The following is a 20,458-nucleotide window of genomic DNA, read 5'->3' on the forward strand; positions in this document are numbered from 1 at the left end:
AATGGTTATCTTGCCATGATTTTATCACTTTTGATGCACTCAAAGAGAGTGTAAAAAACATCATGGATAATTATCCGTCAAAATATACGATAACTTTTAGTTAAGCACTTAAAGCTAAATATAATAATTTTTTGTCTTTTAATTACATATCAAAATTAAAGGCATTATTATTGACAGCAACATAGCTATAGATGCCTATCAGAATAACCCTGCTTTTTTATCTCATTATTTGTCATTTATTTTTCACTATGGGTAAACTCAACTGCTGTTAAAAACCGATCAGTCCATACAATGGTAAATAGATAACATTGTATGGACTGATTAAAGAGAATAGATAACAACATGCAAGCTTTAAGAAGCTAGTGTTAATAAAACAAGCAAGGAATAGGTTAAATAAAAAAACACAACAAATTAACCTCTAAAAAATAAACAGACGGTTTCATGAGGCTCTTAAACTTTAAACGATTAATATATTCAACGTAGAATCTTATTAGCATAACACACAAATTTACTCACCCTCTGTGAATGAAACCTACTTTCACTTTTAGAGAACCTTATAAACCATATAATATTAGCAATGGTCCCCACTATTTTTGTAGCCCCTTCTTTATCAGCTCTACTTATCCCAGCAATAATAAAGCAATCTAATCTATATCCAAGCAACCAATAATAAAAATTCAAGAAGGTGATATTTAAACAGTATAAAACAATTGCAACATAACAATGAGTGTTCTTCTTTAGCTATTAATCTAAAGCAGAGCCAATAGGCGAGTCATCTCTATTTGCTATGGTTTTATTTTAAATCCCCCTTCGTCTTCATGCCCAGGACACTGACCTTCAGCCTGAGAAAACGTGAACTCTGAACAAGCATAGAGTTTAGTCAAAGAGGGAATATGGATTTTGTCTCCCTTCACCCAAATAAAACCTTCTTGCGTCATTCTCTTCATTAAGCGTGAAAAGGTTTCGGGCTGGATCGATAGACGTGACGCCAGCATTTGCTTGGGAATATCCAATACGATGATCCCTTCATCAACGTCTGCTTTATCTTTGTGTTCGTCTTGTCTCCATGGTGGGCTTTTTTTCATATTCGATGTATTTTTTTTAACATGGCTCACATTAGTCTGTAAGAAAAGTAAAAAACGATTTTGCGCATTTTGAAGCGACAATATTTCCACCTCGTTTAGGTGTTTTCTGAGCCTTCTACTCATATTAGCCATAATAGCAAACCCTGCATCAGGGTTTTGTTTTAACACCCTGGCATATACATGACTATCAACACTAATCAGCTCACAGGGCGAAATGGCTTGAGCCGATACCGGATAACGAGATTGCTCCGCAAACATCAGGGCTTCGGCAAAGGTTTGCCCTTGCCTTACCACTTCAATGACCTTTTCCTGCCCCTGAAGGTTGGTACGATAGAGCTGTAAATGCCCGACGACAACTAAGTAAAATCGCTGCGCAGGTTCCCCCTGATAAAATATATGTGCTTGCGAAGCAAAAGATAACCTTGCCGATTGTTTTAATACCTCGCTGAACTCCTCTGCGGCCAATGAAGAAAAAAGATGATGGTGCGCAATACTCGCTTTTATATTGTTATCGGTGATCACGTTAACATCCTATTTATAAGTATTATAAAGTCGGGACAATGTAAGTTAGCACATTAAATAAAGCACTCATTTGAAACCTTAAGAAAATGAGTCATCATTTATTGAGCCATGACATGTGTTATTTTAACCTCTTTGACAAGAGTCTCTTTGATGACTTTGGCCTCAGTGGACTGCTTTGCCCCATTATCAAAAATTAATGTTAATAAGATCTTTTCTCCCTGCTCTGGCACTCCCTGCGTAAAATGAGACATCATGCCATGAAAGCCCGATGGGGCTAATCTAACCTGATCATTAGCAGCAATAACGATTTCATCGACGGGCTTCATATACATCATGCCATCACGCTCAATAGTCTGGTGTATTTCGATACTTCCTGCTTCAGCTTCAATACCGATCAACTTACGTTCTCTCGCAGTGGGATTATCGATGTTCAGATAAATAGGCACCACCCGAGATGAAGGTGGCATCGCTCGGATCCATGCGTCGTTTATAACAAGTTCACTTCCTTGGCTATAACTCATCGATGCCATTAACATCAATAGACTCAATATACACTTTTTCATTGTATGTCCTTATTGATTATTATAGTCACTTAATTCATCGCAATGACTTTAATAGAGATGACGTTCTTTCACTTGCTAATTTTTTGTTATCCAATAGGAGTCGCATCACAGTAAACTTTCTATTTTCTGCTTCATATCCTCAATAGAGGTGCCAGTATAAAAGAAACCTCTCACTCGCGCTTTGCCGTCAAGCACAAAAATTTTAGCACTGTGGGAATATAAATAACCGCGCTGCTTTTTCTCTTTTTCTTTATTATCCATACTTAATTTTTTATATTCTGTGGTGACTCTCTCATTGGCCAATTTGGTATAGTCGGCTTGATATAAAGCGGCCACATGATCAATTTTGCTACGTGTATCGACTAATCCAATGAAGTTGGGATCAAAATAACTCAAATATTTATTGAGGTGTTTTGGAGTATCAAAATCGCTATCAATACTAATGAACAAAACTTGTACTTGCTGCCGCACTTCTGGCGTTAATCGCTCCATTAACTGGCTTATGTGCGCCATCGTCGTGGGGCAAACATCTGCACAATTGGTATAACCGAAAAACATCATGACCACTTTGTCGTTAAAATCTGATAGTGAAACCTGTCTTCCTTGCGTGCTTTGAAGACTAAAGGGACCCCCTATCCCTTTTAAAATAGGCATATTTTCAGCAGACATTCCCTGAATGGGTATAAGCACAATGCAACACGTTAATAATCCAGCAAACCTGACTCTGGCAAGCGCTAGCGTGACGAGTTTCTGGCGCTTTTTTTGCTGGACTATATTTTTCATAACGCTATTTTTCTGAACCATATAATGAAAGATACCGTGTAAAATAGAGTGAAATATTCTCATCTTAACAACTCCTTTTGGATGCGGTTCCTGTTTTACTTTTTATTCAAACGATTAAGCTAGCAGCGGGTTTCGGCACCTAAATCGGTCACTGGCGGTAAGTATTGCTCCTGGTAAGCGTTAATGACGGCCCTTTTACCAACAATATCAACGCTGAGTTTAACCCCAATTTGCGCAAGTTCTCGCTCACCCAAACTGTTCATCACTGTCCATTGATATTCAAAGATCACTTGATATGAGTCCTCTTTATTTTCCAATGGGATAATACGCATGTTTTTAATCTCACGGCGGCTCTGACTATGGCCTAATGCTTCAAGCAATAACACATATTGATAAGGATCGGTTATCCCCATTTCAGCCCCTTGAAACAGACTATTCATGTCAATGATCTCATCCATATGACGCCTAGCACTCGCTAAGTAAGGATGGTCGAGTAAATCAGTCCATTGATAAACCAGTGATCGAATAAGATTACGATCGGCTGAAGGAATAAAGCGAGAATTAAAATCGTCCAATTCATTGATGATATTTTGACTGGCTACAACCTGAAAAGGTGCCTGCGTTAACGTCAATCTTTGAACTAAATAACGCCCAGGCAATGCTGTTTCGCTCTCTTTCTGGGGCGCTTGATAGTAGTACTCGACTGTCACCTCAACTTGTATTTGGGTATTATTTTCACTGACTATCGCTATGTCTAATATATGATGTGCACCTGCTGTCGTGTTCGCATTAATGTAATGAGATAAATCATATGATCCCGCACTAAGGGAGGGTAATGTAGGTGTGTGTTTTTCAGGATCGACCCCTAAGTCGAGTTGAGCATACCAAAAATAGATGGCGCTATAGAGTGCATAATCTTTTTTACGTTCCTCTGCATGAGTCATAAAGGCTATTTGATAAAAAAACAAACCGCATAAGAGGGAAAGAATGATTTTCATAAGGCTCTCCTTAAAAACCTTTCCGTAGAGAATACAATCACAATAGCAATATATTACTCAACCTTAGAGTGAGTCCTAAATTGATATTAAACGCATATTAGAGAGAGATATCCAAGCCAGATGACAATGCATCTTCAACAGGCTTGAGTATAAAATCGACATCCAAGTATGCATTAAACAATGGCTGTGGGTTTTTTCACCTGAACCATTAAATCATCATCCCATTCGCCATCGACCTTAATATGTCCGGCAGCCCCCTTCAAAAAACTCTCGATAAGATTATGATTCACATAAGCATAGAGACCCGGTTGACGGAAAGTGTAAACCGCTGCGCACGCACTGCCGCCCGCCAGCATCCACGTTTCTAAGTCTCGTTGAGGACTGTCGGCAAAATTACCCGCCGCCCAAACATAATCCCCATGTCCGCCAATAATATGCGGTCGCGTATCGCGATTCGCTTGTGAATGAACAAACAACACTGACTCCCCCACTTTTGCCGTCATAGAACCTCGGCCGGTTAACGCCCCAACCGCACCATTAAAGACAATATGTGAAGGGGTTAAACTCTTCATCACCTCCAATACTTCGTTCATACTGCCCATGACCGTGTCATAAGCCTTATATTTTCCCTTGGGATCTTTAGGCACATAGAAATCCGCTTCTCCAATATAATACGCTTTATCATAACTAATCATATTATTGTCACTGTCTCTCAAGCCTTCTCGTGGCAAGACCATTATCGCACCATGCATGCCCATGGCTACATGCCAAGGGATCATCACGCCACCCGGCGCGCAATGATAAATAAAGGTGCCCGCTTTACTGGCTTTAAAGCGAAACACTACCTCTTCACCCGGCGCCACTAAGGTCAATTCCCCCCCTCCTAGCGCCCCCGTTGCAGCATGCAAGTCAATATTATGTGCCAACATATTGGTCTTAGGATTGACTAGTGTTAGTTCAACATAATCATACTGATGGCAGATAATCATCGGGCCAGGAACACTGCCATTAAACGCACATACCCAGGCTTTAGTGCCATTTTCTAGCTCTATTTGTTTCTCCTCTACGGTCATTCTTACTTCGACCACTTTAGGTTTGCCTGTTGCCACTAATTCATGTTTAGGAACCGCCGGTGGCGGCACTAAATCTTGCGTTACCCGCTCAAGTTGTTCCGCTTTATAATGGGCCATTCGATGTGCTTTGGAAGGCCCATGACTTACCAAAGTACTTGCTGTCACACTACTGGATAATAGCCCTGCTGCGACTCCTGCCCCTAAAAGACTGGCGCCGACTGAGCCACCAATAAAGTGCCTACGATTTTCATCAATGCTTGTTCCATTGTCTAAGTGATTATTTTCCATTTGATACTCCATTAGTTGGCCAGAGGTCACCGCGAATACAACAGATAAAAATTAAAAAGCCTTTCATAGACATAAACTAACGCGTTTTTTAACGTTGAAATTGACAAGAGTCAAGTCGACAAAAAATAGCGGGTTATTTGTAGCTAAAATGTGAACTTGTGCACGTTAAGCCATACTTATACTCGACTGTTCACTGATTATGGCGCTCAGTTTAAGCAGCCGATAAGTGATAAATAAAAAACAAGAAAAAATGACAACTTCCTCAATAAGGCTAAATAGCCCACAAACAGACTAAAACATCGAGAAACATTATTGAAACATTTAAATGACACGGTTATACTCCCGCGACATTAGAAAATGGAAGACATTTTCACATAAAAATGAAAGACATCATCGCACCAAAACCATCAAAAGGATTTGTATGAAACATCTAAGTAAACTGGCACTACTCACTTTATTGTCAGCGCAATATTCACACGCACAAGCACCCATTCCACAATTTGAAACACACACACTCAGTGAAAGTCAGCAAAAAAACCAACAAAGGCAAATTCAATTAGGCGAAGTGACTACTTGGCATTCTGGCACGATTAACGCGCTAGATGATTTATCATCAAGCGGAACTAAAGTGCTAGGCTGGGATAACAATCAAGATTATATCGCATTATTGAGTACTGAGTCGGCTACTCCCACGTTATTGACTGAAATCAACCTCAACACTTTAGGTAATGAATATAGTAATATCAGGCAAGTTGAACTCATCAATGAGGGTAAACAAGTACTCATTTGGGGTGATGTCAAAATAGACATTGAAGATAATAATTATCACACTGAAGCTCGATTAAGCTTATTTTCGTTTAATGATACATTTAACTTAATAGAAGACCACTTCCTAAAATTAAATAATGATTACTCTTCTATGAAGTTGTTTAATGAGCATATTTTTCTTACAAGTTATTACAATAACACTTTCCTTTATATTGATAACAATAAGCTGATTGAAAGTGGCACGATAAACGATAACCTGCTTCCAAACAATATTAGCTCAGCCTGTACCGATAAGACTAATAATCATCTCTTTTTTGCAGGTAATGGCTACTCTTGGGATAATCGACCCGCACTATCAGTGTTTAAAATGGATGAAGCGAGCCATCAACTCACTCATAAAATCAGCTATAACAATGATGATTCTTATCATGTTATTTGTGAAAGTAGTAATAATGTCCTGATACAGACGGGTTATGACTTAACCAGCCTGAATTATAATATCACTGACAATACATTAACAGAGCAATGGCAAGTCCATACCTACAATGAGTTAGGCGATTATTATGATATCAGGGATGCTGTAATACATAACAATACTCTTTACTTTAATGAAAGAAGCTATAACCCCAATTCAAATATAACCAGTTTCACCATCAATGACACGGGATTAACCTTAATTGAAAATAGCAATATTTATAGTGACAATTACGGTAACCCTGCCAGTTTACACAGCCTAACATTCCATAACAATGAGTTAGTTGGACTTATTTTTGAACTTGATGCACTGTTTATTAGTCAAATCAATGGCAATGCCACAATCAACTCCACTCAATTATTAACAGATGGAAAGCAGAATGTACCTTACCTTTCGAGTGTTGAGCATTCATTACTCTCTGCTGATGGAAAACAGTTATTTTTACTCGATGAAAATAAAAACAACCTTCTTTTATTAATCAAAGATGATAATCAAGCCTTTATTCATGCAGAGACTATTGATCTGTCATCTCTCAGTAATAATGATGATCTATATAACAGTCAACTCATACTCACTAACGACAATCAGCTCATCATTGTGAGTCAATCGAGTTACATGGTATTCACTGTTAACGAGCAAAATACACTGTCATTTATCCATCAAGAAAATTATTCAGGCACGGATAATCACTATCTCCGCACATCAAAAGCTAAGTTTAATCAAGAAAACAACGTGTTAATGACATTTGATTATAATGCACTCTACTTTTTCAAGCTCAATGATCAGTCAAGGTTTGAATTAATCACTTTAATTGAAGATGAAGATGAAAATGATTATTTTTATAATGAAAGATTGAGCACATTGGGTCAGTATTTCTATATTAACAATGACGACCTCCTCACCACCTTTTCTTATGATGCAGCATTAAACACTGTCGCTAAAACCGCTAAAATGGCTATCCCTTACGGTACACAGGACATTTTACTCACTGAAAATAATGTCTATTTATTTAATTACAATAGCCGTACAATGCAAGCGTATGCTAAACAAGACAATGGTGAGCTCACTTTATTATCTTTATCTCCCGTTGAAGAAAATGATCGTAATTTTACCTTGATGAGCCCATACTTGGCTGCATCCTTAAATAATGACACTGATAATATCGATTTTTATCATATCAACCCAACAACGGGTATATGGTCAGAGAGTGCAGAAGCTATGCCGCTACCCTCAAAAAATAGCCTTGACTTTATCCCTTCAAATAATCATTTTTTAAAGCATATTAACTTACTACAAGACGATAATGCGATTAAAGAAATCTATCAGCTACCTGTCAAGCGAGCACCACTTATTCGTAGCCAAAAAGACAAATATACTTTTTTAACGGGCAGTAACATTACACTTGATTTATCAAGCTTATTTATTGAAGAAGATATTGATGATACGTTAACCTTTAGCGTTAAAGACCTACCTCAAGGGCTTAGCCTTAATGAACATAATCATGTTGTAGGCGTTGTCACTCAAGCCACTTCAGGCTTCTTGACAATAACGGCAACCGATAAGGACGAGTTAACCACCGACTTAACGCTTGAATATGACATTAAAGCGCCTGCATTTGAACAAAGTACCACCACTGTCATAATGGTTAACCCAAATCAAGCAATCTCACTCGATTTGGTTGCTCACTTCTTTGGAGAGGACAGCACTTTAGCCCCAAGTGAAATGACATTTACTTTACTCACAAGTGAAACCATTTCTGACGGTAATACAACAGCTAACACGTTAACCTTAACTGAAAATGGATTGTTAACCGGTACCTTAGTGGATGCGGGAGTGCACAGCATAATGATTGCCGTCACGCTAGATGAAGGCATCCAAAATGTATTAACACTCGACATGCACGTCAACGCTGCGCCGACTGTGTTAGAAAATAATGCCTTTAAGTTCAGCTCAAATGAAGCCATTTCAATTGACCTCAATAACGTATTTAGCGATCCCGAAGACAGCAGGTTAACCTTTGAAACGTCCAGTTTACCCAGTGGGTTAACCTTATCTGACACTGGCATCATTAGTGGTTCAGTCAACCAAAATGGTCATTATAGCTTTACCGTTCAAGCCATTGATGAAATGGCGCTCAGTACAAACACCAACATCAGTCTAGATATAGAGTCTGATGATGATTCGGGCGGAGCTTTAGGGTTTGTATCACTATTGCTTTTGTCTCTTTTTGGTTACAGTCGCAAAAAATAAAACGTCGTTAATACCACTTTACTCAAAAATGAGCCTGACAACCAATCAGCCCTTTAAGGGCTGATTGATTTTTCATCAAAGCAAGGTCAACTCAATATGGTCATAAATATTATACTATTTGCCTAATCGAGCGATTTCTTAAAGCGGATCGACGCCACAATCAAACCTAAAATAGTAAATCCCAGCAACCACAAACTGTCATTCATCATCCCCATTACATTCGCATCTCGAAGCACTACCCCCCGTATTAATCGCATGAAATGGGTTGCAGGTAATACTTCAGCAATCCACTGCGCCGCCACAGGCATGCCTTCATAAGGAAACATGAAACCGGATAGTAAAATAGAAGGTAACATCAGGAAAAAAGTCAGTTGCATCGCCTGCATCTGTGTTTTCGCTATTGTCGATAAAATTAATCCCAACACTAAGCTGGCCGCAATAAACAATAAAGTCACCAGTAATAACTGCCACAGACTCCCATTAATCGGCACATTAAAGAACAAATGCCCCGCCCCAATAATAATACCCATTTGCACCAGTCCGACAAAAATATAAGGAATGATTTTGCCTATCATTAATTCAATAGAGCGAATGGGGGTGGTGATCAATAATTCTAAGTTACCTTTCTCTTGTTCTCGCACAATCGAAATAGAGGTAAACATGATCATAGTCATGGTTAAAATAATGCCAACGATACCGGGGACAATATTCACCGCAGAGCGCTGCTCTGGATTATAAAATTGCACCACTTCAAAGGTTGCTGCCGTTTGATTTTTGGGGTAATCCGTCAAATTAATCATCGGCATATTTCGCAACTGTTTAATCGTACTGGCGATGGTTGTATCTGAGCCATCAACAATCCATTGCCCTATGGGTCGATTTAATGAATACTCAAATTGCGGCGTTTCCCCCTGCTGCGATGCAGCCACTAATTTTTTTGCATAACGATTTGTCACATCGCTAGGAATGATTAATGCCGCGCGCACCTTACCATCAGTAATGGCTTGCATGGCTTCTTCAGGTGTAAAGTAACTTTCAGTGAAATTGACGACTTGTGTCGCTGACACTGAATCAATCAATAAGTGTGAAAATGCCGTACTGGCTTGATCAACGATGGCAACAGGAATATCCCTGACCGTCGTATTAATCGCATAGCCAAACAACAACAACTGGACTAAAGGCAGCATCACCACCATACCAAAGGTGACGCGATCGCGCATAAGCTCAATACACTCTTTATAAGTCACCGCTGTAATACGGTTAAGCATTTTCATTGGCGCCCCTCCCCAGTGCAATTCACAAACACATCTTCTAAACTGGGGCGAACCAATTTAATATCCCGAGTATTCATCTGCTCTGGCACTTGCGCCCTTAACCAAGCTATCGGCTCTGTAATTAAATCCTTAATTAACACCCGCAAATGCACCCCTTGTTGTGCAACCGAAATAACCGAATCGAGCTGAGTTAACACCTCTTTCAATTGCCTTAATCCTTCGCCTCCCACTTCAACCACTTTCGCCCCCATATCTTGCATTAATTGCTGCGGGGTACCATCAGCGCGTAAACAACCTGCCTCTAAAATAGCCAAAGAATGACAACGCTCCGCTTCATCCATATAGTGAGTGGAGACTAAAATGGTCGAGCCCGTATCACAAATATCAAATAACCTTTCCCAGAATTCCCGTCTATTTTGAGGATCGACTGCTGAGGTGGGCTCATCAAGAAACAATAACTCTGGTTTATGTAACGTCGCGGCCGCGAGGGCAAGTCGCTGCTTTTGCCCGCCACTGAGACTACCCGCACGTTGTTTTCTGCGCTTATCTAATTCATAAACGCTGAGTAACTCTTCAATTCGCTTTCTTTGTGCATGCCTATCAAGACCAAAAACTTGCGCAATAAAACGTAGATTCTCTTCGATGCTCAACTGTTCATATAACGAAAACTTTTGTGTCATATAGCCAATTCGCAATCGTAATGCCTCCACTTGTTTAGGCAAGTCTAAATCGAGTACATTCACGCTGCCTTGTGTAGGGGTCAACAACCCTGTTAACAGTCGAATACTGGTGGACTTACCACAGCCATTAGGTCCTAAAAACCCATATATTTTTCCGCGAGGAACATTGATATTTAAGTTATCAACGGCTGTAAAGTCACCAAATTTTCGTGTTAATCCTTTCGCTTGAATCGCATATTCACTCATGGCATCACCACCTGTGCAGGCAGACCACTCGGTAAGTCATTCGCCGAATCAGGTAAATCAACATCCGCTAAATAAACCAATCGACTGCGCTCTTTTTCATTTAATGCATAATAAGGTGTATAAGCAGAATCCATTGAAATCCATGAAATCGTCCCTTGAAAAGAGTTCTCAACCCCATCCACCTTCACCGTGACTTGGCTGCCCACTTTTAATTTTGCGCGATAAGGCTCGGGAATATAAGCCCGCACATAGGGAGTATCTCCACTTAAAATCACCGCCACAGGGGAGTTTTCAGAGACTCGCTCGCCCAAGTTCCAAGGTAAATTATTTAAAATGCCATCTCTTGTGGCAACCACACTGAGCTGATCATAGGTTATCTTTTCAGCCTCATAAGCCGCCTTGGCCGCATTTACACTGGCTTCAGCGGAATCTAAATCTTCCGGTCTCGTCCCATTAGTGAGCTTTAATAGTGCTTCTCTAGCATTATTTCGGCTCGCTTCACTGGTTTTTTGATTTGCCACATCTTGGTCGTATTGTGCCTTAGAGGTTAAATTAGATGCTAATAGATCTTTTGTTCTCGCGAGCGTTTTCTCTGCAAAGACTAAACTTGCCTCAGCATCATTTAACGTTGCTTGGGCTGCAGCAATATCTTCTTTTCTAGCACCATTTTGCAATTTGATAAGATTAGCTTCTTGTTCAGCCACATCGGCAAGGGTTTTATCCACAATTGCTTTTTGACGTAAGTTATAAAGCTGGACAAGTAAATCTCCCTTTTTAACACGATCTCCCTTTTTAAAAGGTAATGCTGTCACAATTTCATTAGCCGTCGCCGTTAGCGCCACACGCTCTCTGATAAGGGAACCTAATGCCACATTACCATCACGCTTCTGCCCACAGCTGGCCAAAAACACTATCCCAAAAACCACACAAACGTAACGTAACATACCAATCTTACATTTAAACTGGTGCATTTTACCTTCCCCTTCAATCACTCAAGCATTATCACGTTATTAAACTTTCATCTATTTAAATTTAGGACAATTATTCATTTATGGCATATTCGATGTGGCACAAAAGCCATTATGTCCAGTGAAGAATATAGAGCCTCAATAACCGACATTTTTAAAAGTATAAAACAACATCTCATTTTGAGTTGAGAATATAGGCGTAAAAAAACTTTATTGCAAGCCATAACCTGCAATAAGAGCGATCAATATTCAACCATCCATTAGAGAAACAAGCTAACGAGAACAAAAAACAAAAGAAGATAATATGATCTGGACTCTATTTAATCAGCACCGTTTAATCCCACTACTTTGCCTTTATCTTTATCTTTATCTTTATCTTTATCTTTATTGTAATTTATAGCAATAACAGTCTATTACAATATTAACCCACCTTAATATCGACAATAATGTTGGCACTCAGCAGGAGGTGAGGAGATAGACTCACCCGATGTTCCATAATGGTATGATTTATAAATGATAAAAAGTAAATCTGACACTCATTATCCCGAGTTCAGGTTAATATATCCCAAGCCACTTGAAGATGCAGGATCCCGCTAGCATTAAAACGCTTTTAGGCAAGGTCGTTAATTGCTCCTGCATGAATGACATTCCCGTCATCTGATGTTTAGGTCTTTGTGGTTCCAGACAACAATAGGACATTTCCTCTATCCATATAGGTCAGATGACAAATGTCGTGATCGCATGGATGTGAGTGAACGACCATGACGGTCTTCTTGAGTTGATGACTTAGTGATCCTAAGTCGATACTGAATAACGCAGGATAAACGTGTTTCCTCTTTATTTATAAGAGTCAACCCCTTGGGAACCAATAAAAACACCGACACCGACATCGGCATGCACATATTAAAAGGCAATAAGCATTAATACAATAACGCGCCTTGAATGACGCATTTTTACGGACTCTGAAAACATGCATATTCAATGGATTTAACTATCAATAGAAATAAGATAAATTGAGGTAATATATCCCTTTTTGTCTCATTTTATTATAAAATAGCTAAATCACTTATCACGATAACATAACAATATAAGTGATGAATATCATGATAATAAACACCAACAGTTAAGCAGAAACCCTCATGCCTAAAAAAATTAACCAATCCGATATCTTTACTGCGACCGTCAATGTCTATTCCCAACAAGGGTATATCAACACTTCGATGAGTGAAATAGCAAAGCGAGTGTCCATTAATGAAACCACCTTGTTCAGGCGTTTTGGTTCAAAATCGGACTTAATCACTCAAGCTTTAACCGATCTTTTAGCAAAATCAGAGATAGGACAAGTGATTTTTTCAGGAAGACTAGAAGATGATCTTTATAATATTGTGATTGCTTATAAGAAAAGCAATGCCTTATTTGGCGCCGCGGTACTTAACTTGATGACTGAGCTCCCCAGGCATAAAGAACTGCGGCCAGCCGCTGCTATACTCAATAAAAACACAGCCCGTATTACGGGCATATTGCAACAATATCAACAAACGGGTGAACTGGTCTCAGGAGAGTTGATGATCTTACTGAGCCAGCTTATTGCCCCCTTAATGGTGCAAGCCACTTTTGAACGTTCACTTGGACTCTCTTTCGATCATATTTTCGATGCAAAAGCGCATGTCGACACATTTCTTCATGGGCATATTGGGCATAAACAATAAACCAACCCATTTTAAGAAGATTGGGATCAGAATAAAACAACAAATCATCTGGCCGATGAGAGAAAATACAGCCTAACCCTTTCAATCAAAAAGATAAATTATCAATAAAACAAAAAAGGGTTCTATGCTGCAACCACTTGCACTTGCTCCCTGATCAGTAACGGGATCAGCCGATCATGCATCACTTTTATGGTCTCAAATTGCTTTAACGTTTTTTTATCCGATAATAAACAGCTTTCTGAAAGTAACATCACTAAAGAAGCCTGAAAACCTGATTCAATCACTAAAACAGTGACTTGATCATTGCGCGTTTGTAAATGAAATAACTTTCCTGTCTCACTAAAAACACAAAAGTCAGACACAGAGAAATACCAAGATTTAGGCATCTCAGGTTTCAATAAAAAGTGAGCTGCAGTGGCGTTTAACGCCATCTGTACAATATAGGCATCATCGCAAGACAATGCTCTACTCAAACGATCGAGTACCTGAATATAAAACTTAGCATGTTCGACACTAAATGTCAGTGATGCTAGCGCATCGGGGATTAAGACTTTTGGTGTATATGGCGTTAAAAATTCCATTTCATCGCCTAACGAAATACTTAATACATTGTAACTATCGTTATACACCCATTGCCATTCCTTGTTTGGCATTAACAACATAACCTCTACCTATCATAGTCATACAAGGTGATAATAGTTGATATTTTCACCTATATCAAAGTTAATTTATATCCTTATAAACAAAACATCGAAATAAGATCTACATTATGTCCCATAAGATAAAGAAATCTTATTTCAAATACAACTATAAATTGAATAACCTGTTATTTAATACTATAAGCATCCATAATGCGTTTTATTAATTGAGGACCTTGGTAAATAAATCCAGAATAAATTTGAATTAAACTCGCCCCGGCATCAAATTTATCCCGCGCATCAATCGCCGTAGTAATTCCCCCAACGGCAATGATTGGCACTTTGCCATCAACACAATCTGATAGCTGCTGCACCACTGAAGTCGATAAATGATTGAGTGGCTGACCACTTAAGCCTCCCGCTTCATTCCCAAACGGTAAATGCTTGACTGCTTCTCGCTCTAACGTCGAGTTGGTGGCAATAATGCCATCAAATTGACTATTAATCACCGACGTTGCGATGTCTTTGATTTCATCCATGGATAAATCAGGGGCAATTTTTAATGCCAGCGGCACATATTTTCCGTGTTTTTGTGTCAACTCGGCCTGCTTATCTTTAAGACTCAATAACAGCTCATCGAGTAAGGCGCCATATTGTAAACTTCTCAGCCCAGGTGTATTGGGTGATGAGATATTTACCGTAATATAAGCAGCATAAGGATAAACTTTATCCATACAGATTAAATAATCATCTTTACCTTGCTCAACGGGCGTATCTTTATTCTTACCAATATTGACACCAACCAAAGCGTTCGACTGCATTAACTTTAAATTATTGACAAGATAATCGACCCCTTTATTATTAAACCCCATACGATTAATAATCGCTTGAGCCTTCTCAAGCCTAAACAATCGCGGTCTAGGGTTACCAAACTGCGCTTTGGGAGTCACTGTGCCCACTTCCACAAATCCAAAACCCATGGCATGAAAGGCATCAATGCACTCACCATTTTTATCTAAACCTGCTGCCAAGCCAACAGGATTGGGAAAAGTAATCCCCATCACCGTCACAGGGGCAGATTTGACCTTTTGTGCATAAAGTCCATTAAAAGGAGAATGTGCCGTTAACTTTAAACTACAAAGTGCAAGCTCATGCGCGCGCTCTGCATCCATTTTAAACATGAACTTTTGTGCAATTTTATAAAACATGCTTTCCTCTAACACTAAAAAAAGCCCCAGCAATTGCCAGGGCCATTAATAAAATGATGATTTAGGTGTGACCTTCACAATGAAGGATGAGTAAATTCAGCTCACGTAATGCAACAGAGAACTTAGCAAACTCATGGCTTTGTGATGTTTTAAAATCAGCCAACATATGGAACCATCTTTCCAGTAAACCTTTATGACCTTCAACCCACTCTTCTATCAAAGGCTCTGCCGCTAACTCTTTTGTGCAACTGCGTAGCACAACAGAACAAAGCGAGCGTTGCTGCCAATCAAGCTCCTCTCTGAAGGCCGCTTTCGCCAATGCTTGCCAGTGGTTACTCACGGGCTGTGCACTGATTTGATCTAAGAACCAATGTAAATCAACTTTAGAGCCTAACTTGAAGTACGTTTCGGCCACTAAACTAATTGACTTAGATTCTAAATCGACTATTTGAGCAATATCCAATACTGAAAATAAGGTACTGATGTTGGCAACTGACATGGCCAGTTTTTCAGGAACGCCTTCATTCACCAACGCCTCAGCTTCAGACTGAATAGTCTCCACTTCACCTTGCACCATATACTGATGAACGGTCTCATTGAGTTCATCAAAGACGGGCTTAAAGAAAGCCACACCTTGTTCAATGCTCATATTGCGGTTACGATGACGTAAGAACCAACGACTCGCGCGACGAATATTACGCCTTAATTGATGTAACATTTCACACTGAACTAATGCGGGCATCAAACCATTCAATGCAATGATGTCATTAGTCATATTACCTAAGCTAAAGACTTCACTGGCTATGGTATAACAGGTCGCCACTTCAGTGATCGTTGCCCCTGTTTCATCCTGCATTCTCTGAACAAAGTTCAGTCCCATGTCATTGACAAGACCATTCGCCAAAGAAGTGGCAATAATCTCACCTTTCAATGGATGTTGATCCATGTTTACCGTATATTTCGCTTGTAATTGCTCGGGGAAATACGCAACCAATGCCTGTTTGATGAAAGGATCTTCTGTTATTTCAGGGATTAATAACTGTTCTTTCAATATCATTTTCGCATAAGCCACCAACACAGATAGCTCTGGACGCGTCAAAGACAAACCTTTGACTAAGCGATCCGCTAAATCATCTTCTGTAGGCAAGAACTCTAAGGCGCGATCGAGCTTTCCTTCTTTTTCAAGATAATGAATGAAACGAATTTGTTCTTTAAGATCGTCTCCTCCTGTCACTTGTGTGACCGAAATACTACGAGTTTGGGCTTTGCAATCGTCCAATACGATGCGACTGACTTCTTCCGTCATATCCTCAAGCAGGCGATTACGTTGCTTCAGTGTCATCTCACCTTCAGCGACAACCGCATTCAATAATATTTTGATATTGACTTCGATATCAGAACAATCTACACCGCCAACATTATCGACAAAGTCAGTATTCATACGGCCACCATTGGCACTATATTCAATACGACCCAGCTGAGTACAGCCTAAATTTCCGCCTTCGCCAATGATTTTTGCCTTCACTTCATTACCATTGACACGCAAGTTGTCATTGGCGCGATCACCCACTTCAGCATGCGATTCACTCGATGCCTTCACATAGGTGCCAATACCGCCATTCCAGAGTAAGTCCACTTCCATTTTCAGTAACTGTTTTAACAGTTCAATTGGCGTCATGTTGGCTTTTTGTGTGCCCAACATGGTTTTCATTTCACTGGATAAGTGGATCGATTTAGCCGACCGAAGAAAAACCCCACCGCCTTTAGAAATCAATTCTTTATTATAATCTTCCCAGCTTGAACGCGGTAACACGAATAAACGTTCACGTTCCGCATAACTCTTTTCAACATTAGGATTTGGGTCAATAAAGATATGCATATGATTAAAAGCAGCAACCAAGCGTGTATGGGTCGATAACAACATACCGTTACCAAACACATCACCGCCCATATCCCCTACAGCTAAGCAAGTGAAATCAGTTGTTTGACAATTAACGCCCATTTCACGGAAATGACGCTTAACGGATTCCCAAGCGCCACGAGCCGTGATCCCCATTTTCTTATGGTCATAGCCATTACTGCCACCGGAGGCAAACGCATCGCCCAGCCAGAAGTCATACTCCTGCGCAATACCATTGGCGATATCAGAGAAGGTTGCGGTCCCTTTATCGGCAGCGACAACAAGGTAAGCATCATCTTCATCGTGACGCACGACATTATCAGGCGGCACAATTTCACCATTAATAATGTTATCACTGATATCTAATAACCCACGGATAAACAACTTATAACAAGCTTGTCCCTCAGCAAAAAAGGCTTCACGACCTCCTTCTGTTGGCAGCTGTTTACAAACAAAGCCCCCTTTCGCGCCCACAGGCACAATCACCGTATTCTTCACTTGTTGTGCTTTCACTAAGCCTAAGACTTCTGTACGGAAATCTTCTCGGCGATCCGACCAACGTAATCCACCTCGGGCCACTTTACCACCACGAAGGTGCACACCTTCAACGCGCGGTGAATAAACAAAAATCTCATATTTGGGCAAAGGACGTGGCATTTCAGGAATTTGCCCTGGCGCAAATTTGAAAGAAATATAAGGCTTAACATCGCCTTGCTCTGTCACTTGATAGAAATTGGTTCGATTAGTGGCGTTGATCAAGTCAAGGTAGCGATGAATAATACGGTCGTCATCCAAGCTGGATACATCATTTAAACGTAAATCAATTTGCTCCACGAACTTATTGACGGTACGTGTTTTCAATTTAGGATTAAATTTACGGATATACATTTTAACCAATAAGTCCGCAATTTGAGGATAGCGACTAAAGGTCTCTTCGATATAAGCTTGACTGAAAGTCGAATCAATTTGACGCATGTACTTCGCATACGCACGTAATACAGACACTTCACGCCCCGTTAACCCTGTTGACAGGACTAAACGGTTAAAACCATCATCTTCAAGCTTTTTATTCCAAACTTGAGCTAATGCCGTTTGAAATCGATCTTGGCTATCTGTCAAATTATCACTGGCAACGGCTTGCGCCGTCATCAGGAAATCTAAAATCCAATAAGTCGCACCATCAGCGGTGATCACTTCATAAGGGCGTTCATTAATCACTCTAAGACCGAAGTTTTCCAACATAGGAAGCACATCAGACAGATGAATAGGTTCATCTTTGTGAAAGAGTTTTAAACGTACTTTACTGTTTTTAAGCGCCGTTTCCTGAGGCTGATAGAACAACATACCCAATTTATGATCGTCATCTAACGCTTCTAGATGCTCGATATCCACCACGGATGAAGTCGGCAGCACATCTTCTTTATAACTGCGTGGAAAGGAATCAACGTAGCGTTTCACTAAGCTGGTTCCCGTTTCTTCACCTTGCGCACTGACTAAGGCACTGCTTAATTTATCTTCCCAAGAGCGCGCAGCTTCCATTAAATTTTTCTCAATCGCAGCCACGTCCACATCCATATTGTTATTATCAACTTTGATAATGTAATGAGTTCGAGCCAATGTCGACTCTGAAAAGTAAGTGGTGAATTCAACACTTTCATTACTGCTAAAATGTTGCGCTAAAATGCGTTGCGTATCTTCACGTAACTTAGTGTTATATCGATCTTTCGAGACATACACTAGGCATGACAGAAAACGTCCGAAACCGTCTTTGCGAACAAACAGTTTCAATCTGTCCCTATCTTGCATCTCCAATACACCATGAGCGATATGGGAAAGCTCTTTAACATTAGCCTGAATAAGTTCATCACGGGGCAATGTTTCTAAAATATGTAGCAATGCTTTATGATCATGTGAACGTGGCGCGAGTCCAGAAGCCAGTAGCACACGCTCCACTTTTTCAGCTAATAACGGGATTTCACGCGGACTGCGGTTATATAAATTTGACGCGTATAGACCGATAAAACGATCTTCTCCGATCACATCACCTGCTTCATTGAAACGTTTAATACCGATATAGTCGACATACGCAGGCCTATGCACACGGCTTTTCTCGCTGCTTTTCGTCAGTACCAGTAAACTCTCATCCAAGGCTTCTTTACGGGCCATTTCTGAAAAATTAGATAACAGTAATCCATTTTCAGTTTGCGATTTGGCCGACTTTTTAAAGAGTCCTAAACTGGACTCTTTATCCGCTATCAGCTCGACATCTCCTTCCACTTTACGTAAGTCATAACGACGATAACCCAATAACGTAAAATGATGATTATTAAGATAGGTTAAGAAACGAGAAGTTTCTTCCAGTTCAGATTTTGCACCAGGATAAGGACGATGATCCAATTCTGCGATAGTTTCGGTTAATTTGGTTGCCATGGCTTGCCAATCATCAACGGAAGCCGCGACATCACCCACAACAGAAGCAATTTCTTTTTCTAATAATTTAATGTCTTCGTTGCTGCTTTGTCTGTCAATTTCAATCAAAAAAACAGCTACATTTTCAATCCCTTCACGACCTTCATCGCTGTAACTGACATGGGTAACATCGCCATCTTTACGTTCAATCGACATCGGCGTGTGTAACAACATATGGGCAGTAATGCCAAAACGGTTGATTGCCATACCAATTGAATCAACGAGAAAAGGCATATCCGGCTGAATAACTTCAATCACCGAATGAACCGACTCCCACCCATGCTTTGATTGACTCGGGTTATAAACCCGAATATGTCCTTTGCCTACCGATGTCTTATTTAATGCGTTCCATTGACTCAACACCGCACCATACAGATCACTGTCATTACGGGCATTGAGATCGTCTTTTGACATATGCGCATAGAGGCAATTGGCAAATTGCTCAACTTGTTTCGCATGAGAATTAGGTACTTTGGAATGAATAAGATTTACTACATTTTCAAGTAATACTGAAGGCATTGCATCTTTCAAGGCCATGTTGCTGTTTCCTTAAGGGTCTAT

Annotated in this window: 13 protein-coding genes; 2 read left to right on the forward strand and 11 right to left on the reverse strand. The window is 40.0% G+C overall.

Translation table 11 applies throughout. The features are described from left to right. Window positions 1-785: 785 nt before the first annotated feature. The 5 genes from L2764_RS10315 to nirK form a co-directional block, all read right to left on the reverse strand. Window positions 786-1,607 carry a Crp/Fnr family transcriptional regulator gene (locus L2764_RS10315; protein ID WP_248940135.1) on the reverse strand — a complete coding sequence of 274 codons (822 nt, stop codon included), beginning with the start codon at window positions 1,605-1,607 and terminating at the stop codon, window positions 786-788. 98 nt (window positions 1,608-1,705) lie between these two features. Further along, window positions 1,706-2,170 carry a copper chaperone PCu(A)C gene (locus L2764_RS10320; protein ID WP_248940136.1) on the reverse strand — a complete coding sequence of 155 codons (465 nt, stop codon included), beginning with the start codon at window positions 2,168-2,170 and terminating at the stop codon, window positions 1,706-1,708. Window positions 2,171-2,275: 105 nt separating this feature from the next. Beyond that, window positions 2,276-3,016, reverse strand: a complete 741-nt coding sequence (locus tag L2764_RS10325) for an SCO family protein (RefSeq protein ID WP_248940137.1) — start codon at window positions 3,014-3,016, stop codon at window positions 2,276-2,278. A gap of 56 nt (window positions 3,017-3,072) precedes the next feature. After that, window positions 3,073-3,951, reverse strand: a complete 879-nt coding sequence (locus L2764_RS10330; RefSeq protein ID WP_248940138.1) for a hypothetical protein — start codon at window positions 3,949-3,951, stop codon at window positions 3,073-3,075. A gap of 173 nt (window positions 3,952-4,124) precedes the next feature. Then, complete coding sequence (gene nirK / locus L2764_RS10335) at window positions 4,125-5,312, reverse strand: copper-containing nitrite reductase (protein ID WP_248940139.1); 1,188 nt, start codon at window positions 5,310-5,312, stop codon at window positions 4,125-4,127. Between the two features lie 421 nt (window positions 5,313-5,733). On the opposite strand from nirK, the gene L2764_RS10340 reads away from it, so the two are divergent. Beyond that, window positions 5,734-8,805, forward strand: a complete 3,072-nt coding sequence (locus tag L2764_RS10340; protein ID WP_248940140.1) for an Ig domain-containing protein — start codon at window positions 5,734-5,736, stop codon at window positions 8,803-8,805. 122 nt (window positions 8,806-8,927) lie between these two features. Here L2764_RS10340 and L2764_RS10345 read toward each other — a convergent pair whose 3' ends face one another. From L2764_RS10345 to L2764_RS10355, 3 genes are read right to left on the reverse strand one after another with little or no spacing between them, the layout of a single operon-like run. Continuing rightward, on the reverse strand, window positions 8,928-10,079 hold the full coding sequence (locus tag L2764_RS10345; protein WP_248940141.1) for an ABC transporter permease: 1,152 nt from the start codon (window positions 10,077-10,079) through the stop codon (window positions 8,928-8,930). Next, entirely contained in the window at window positions 10,076-11,005 is a 930-nt protein-coding gene (locus L2764_RS10350; protein WP_248940142.1) for an ABC transporter ATP-binding protein, read from the reverse strand. Before L2764_RS10350 ends, L2764_RS10345 begins: the two co-directional genes overlap by 4 nt. Next, window positions 11,002-11,976: an HlyD family secretion protein gene (locus L2764_RS10355; protein ID WP_248940143.1), complete on the reverse strand. Its 975-nt coding sequence runs from the start codon at window positions 11,974-11,976 to the stop codon at window positions 11,002-11,004. The genes L2764_RS10350 and L2764_RS10355 overlap by 4 nt, the downstream gene beginning before the upstream one ends. Before the next feature lie 1,136 nt (window positions 11,977-13,112). Here L2764_RS10355 and L2764_RS10360 point away from each other — a divergent pair. Continuing rightward, on the forward strand, window positions 13,113-13,682 hold the full coding sequence (locus tag L2764_RS10360; RefSeq protein WP_248940144.1) for a TetR/AcrR family transcriptional regulator: 570 nt from the start codon (window positions 13,113-13,115) through the stop codon (window positions 13,680-13,682). A 122-nt stretch (window positions 13,683-13,804) separates the two neighbouring features. On the opposite strand, the gene L2764_RS10365 is transcribed toward L2764_RS10360, so the two are convergent. From L2764_RS10365 to L2764_RS10375, 3 genes are all read right to left on the reverse strand, one after another. Continuing rightward, window positions 13,805-14,344: a cell division protein ZapC gene (locus L2764_RS10365; RefSeq protein WP_248940145.1), complete on the reverse strand. Its 540-nt coding sequence runs from the start codon at window positions 14,342-14,344 to the stop codon at window positions 13,805-13,807. Window positions 14,345-14,508: 164 nt separating this feature from the next. Then, entirely contained in the window at window positions 14,509-15,528 is a 1,020-nt protein-coding gene (gene pyrD / locus L2764_RS10370) for a quinone-dependent dihydroorotate dehydrogenase (protein WP_248940146.1), read from the reverse strand. Between the two features lie 61 nt (window positions 15,529-15,589). Next, window positions 15,590-20,434 (reverse strand): NAD-glutamate dehydrogenase, encoded by a 4,845-nt coding sequence (locus L2764_RS10375; protein WP_248940147.1) that lies wholly within the window; start codon window positions 20,432-20,434, stop codon window positions 15,590-15,592. Between the last annotated feature and the right edge of the window lie 24 nt (window positions 20,435-20,458).

It is taken from the genome of Shewanella surugensis, assembly GCF_023284005.1.
In the GTDB taxonomy this organism is placed as follows: domain Bacteria; phylum Pseudomonadota; class Gammaproteobacteria; order Enterobacterales; family Shewanellaceae; genus Shewanella; species Shewanella surugensis.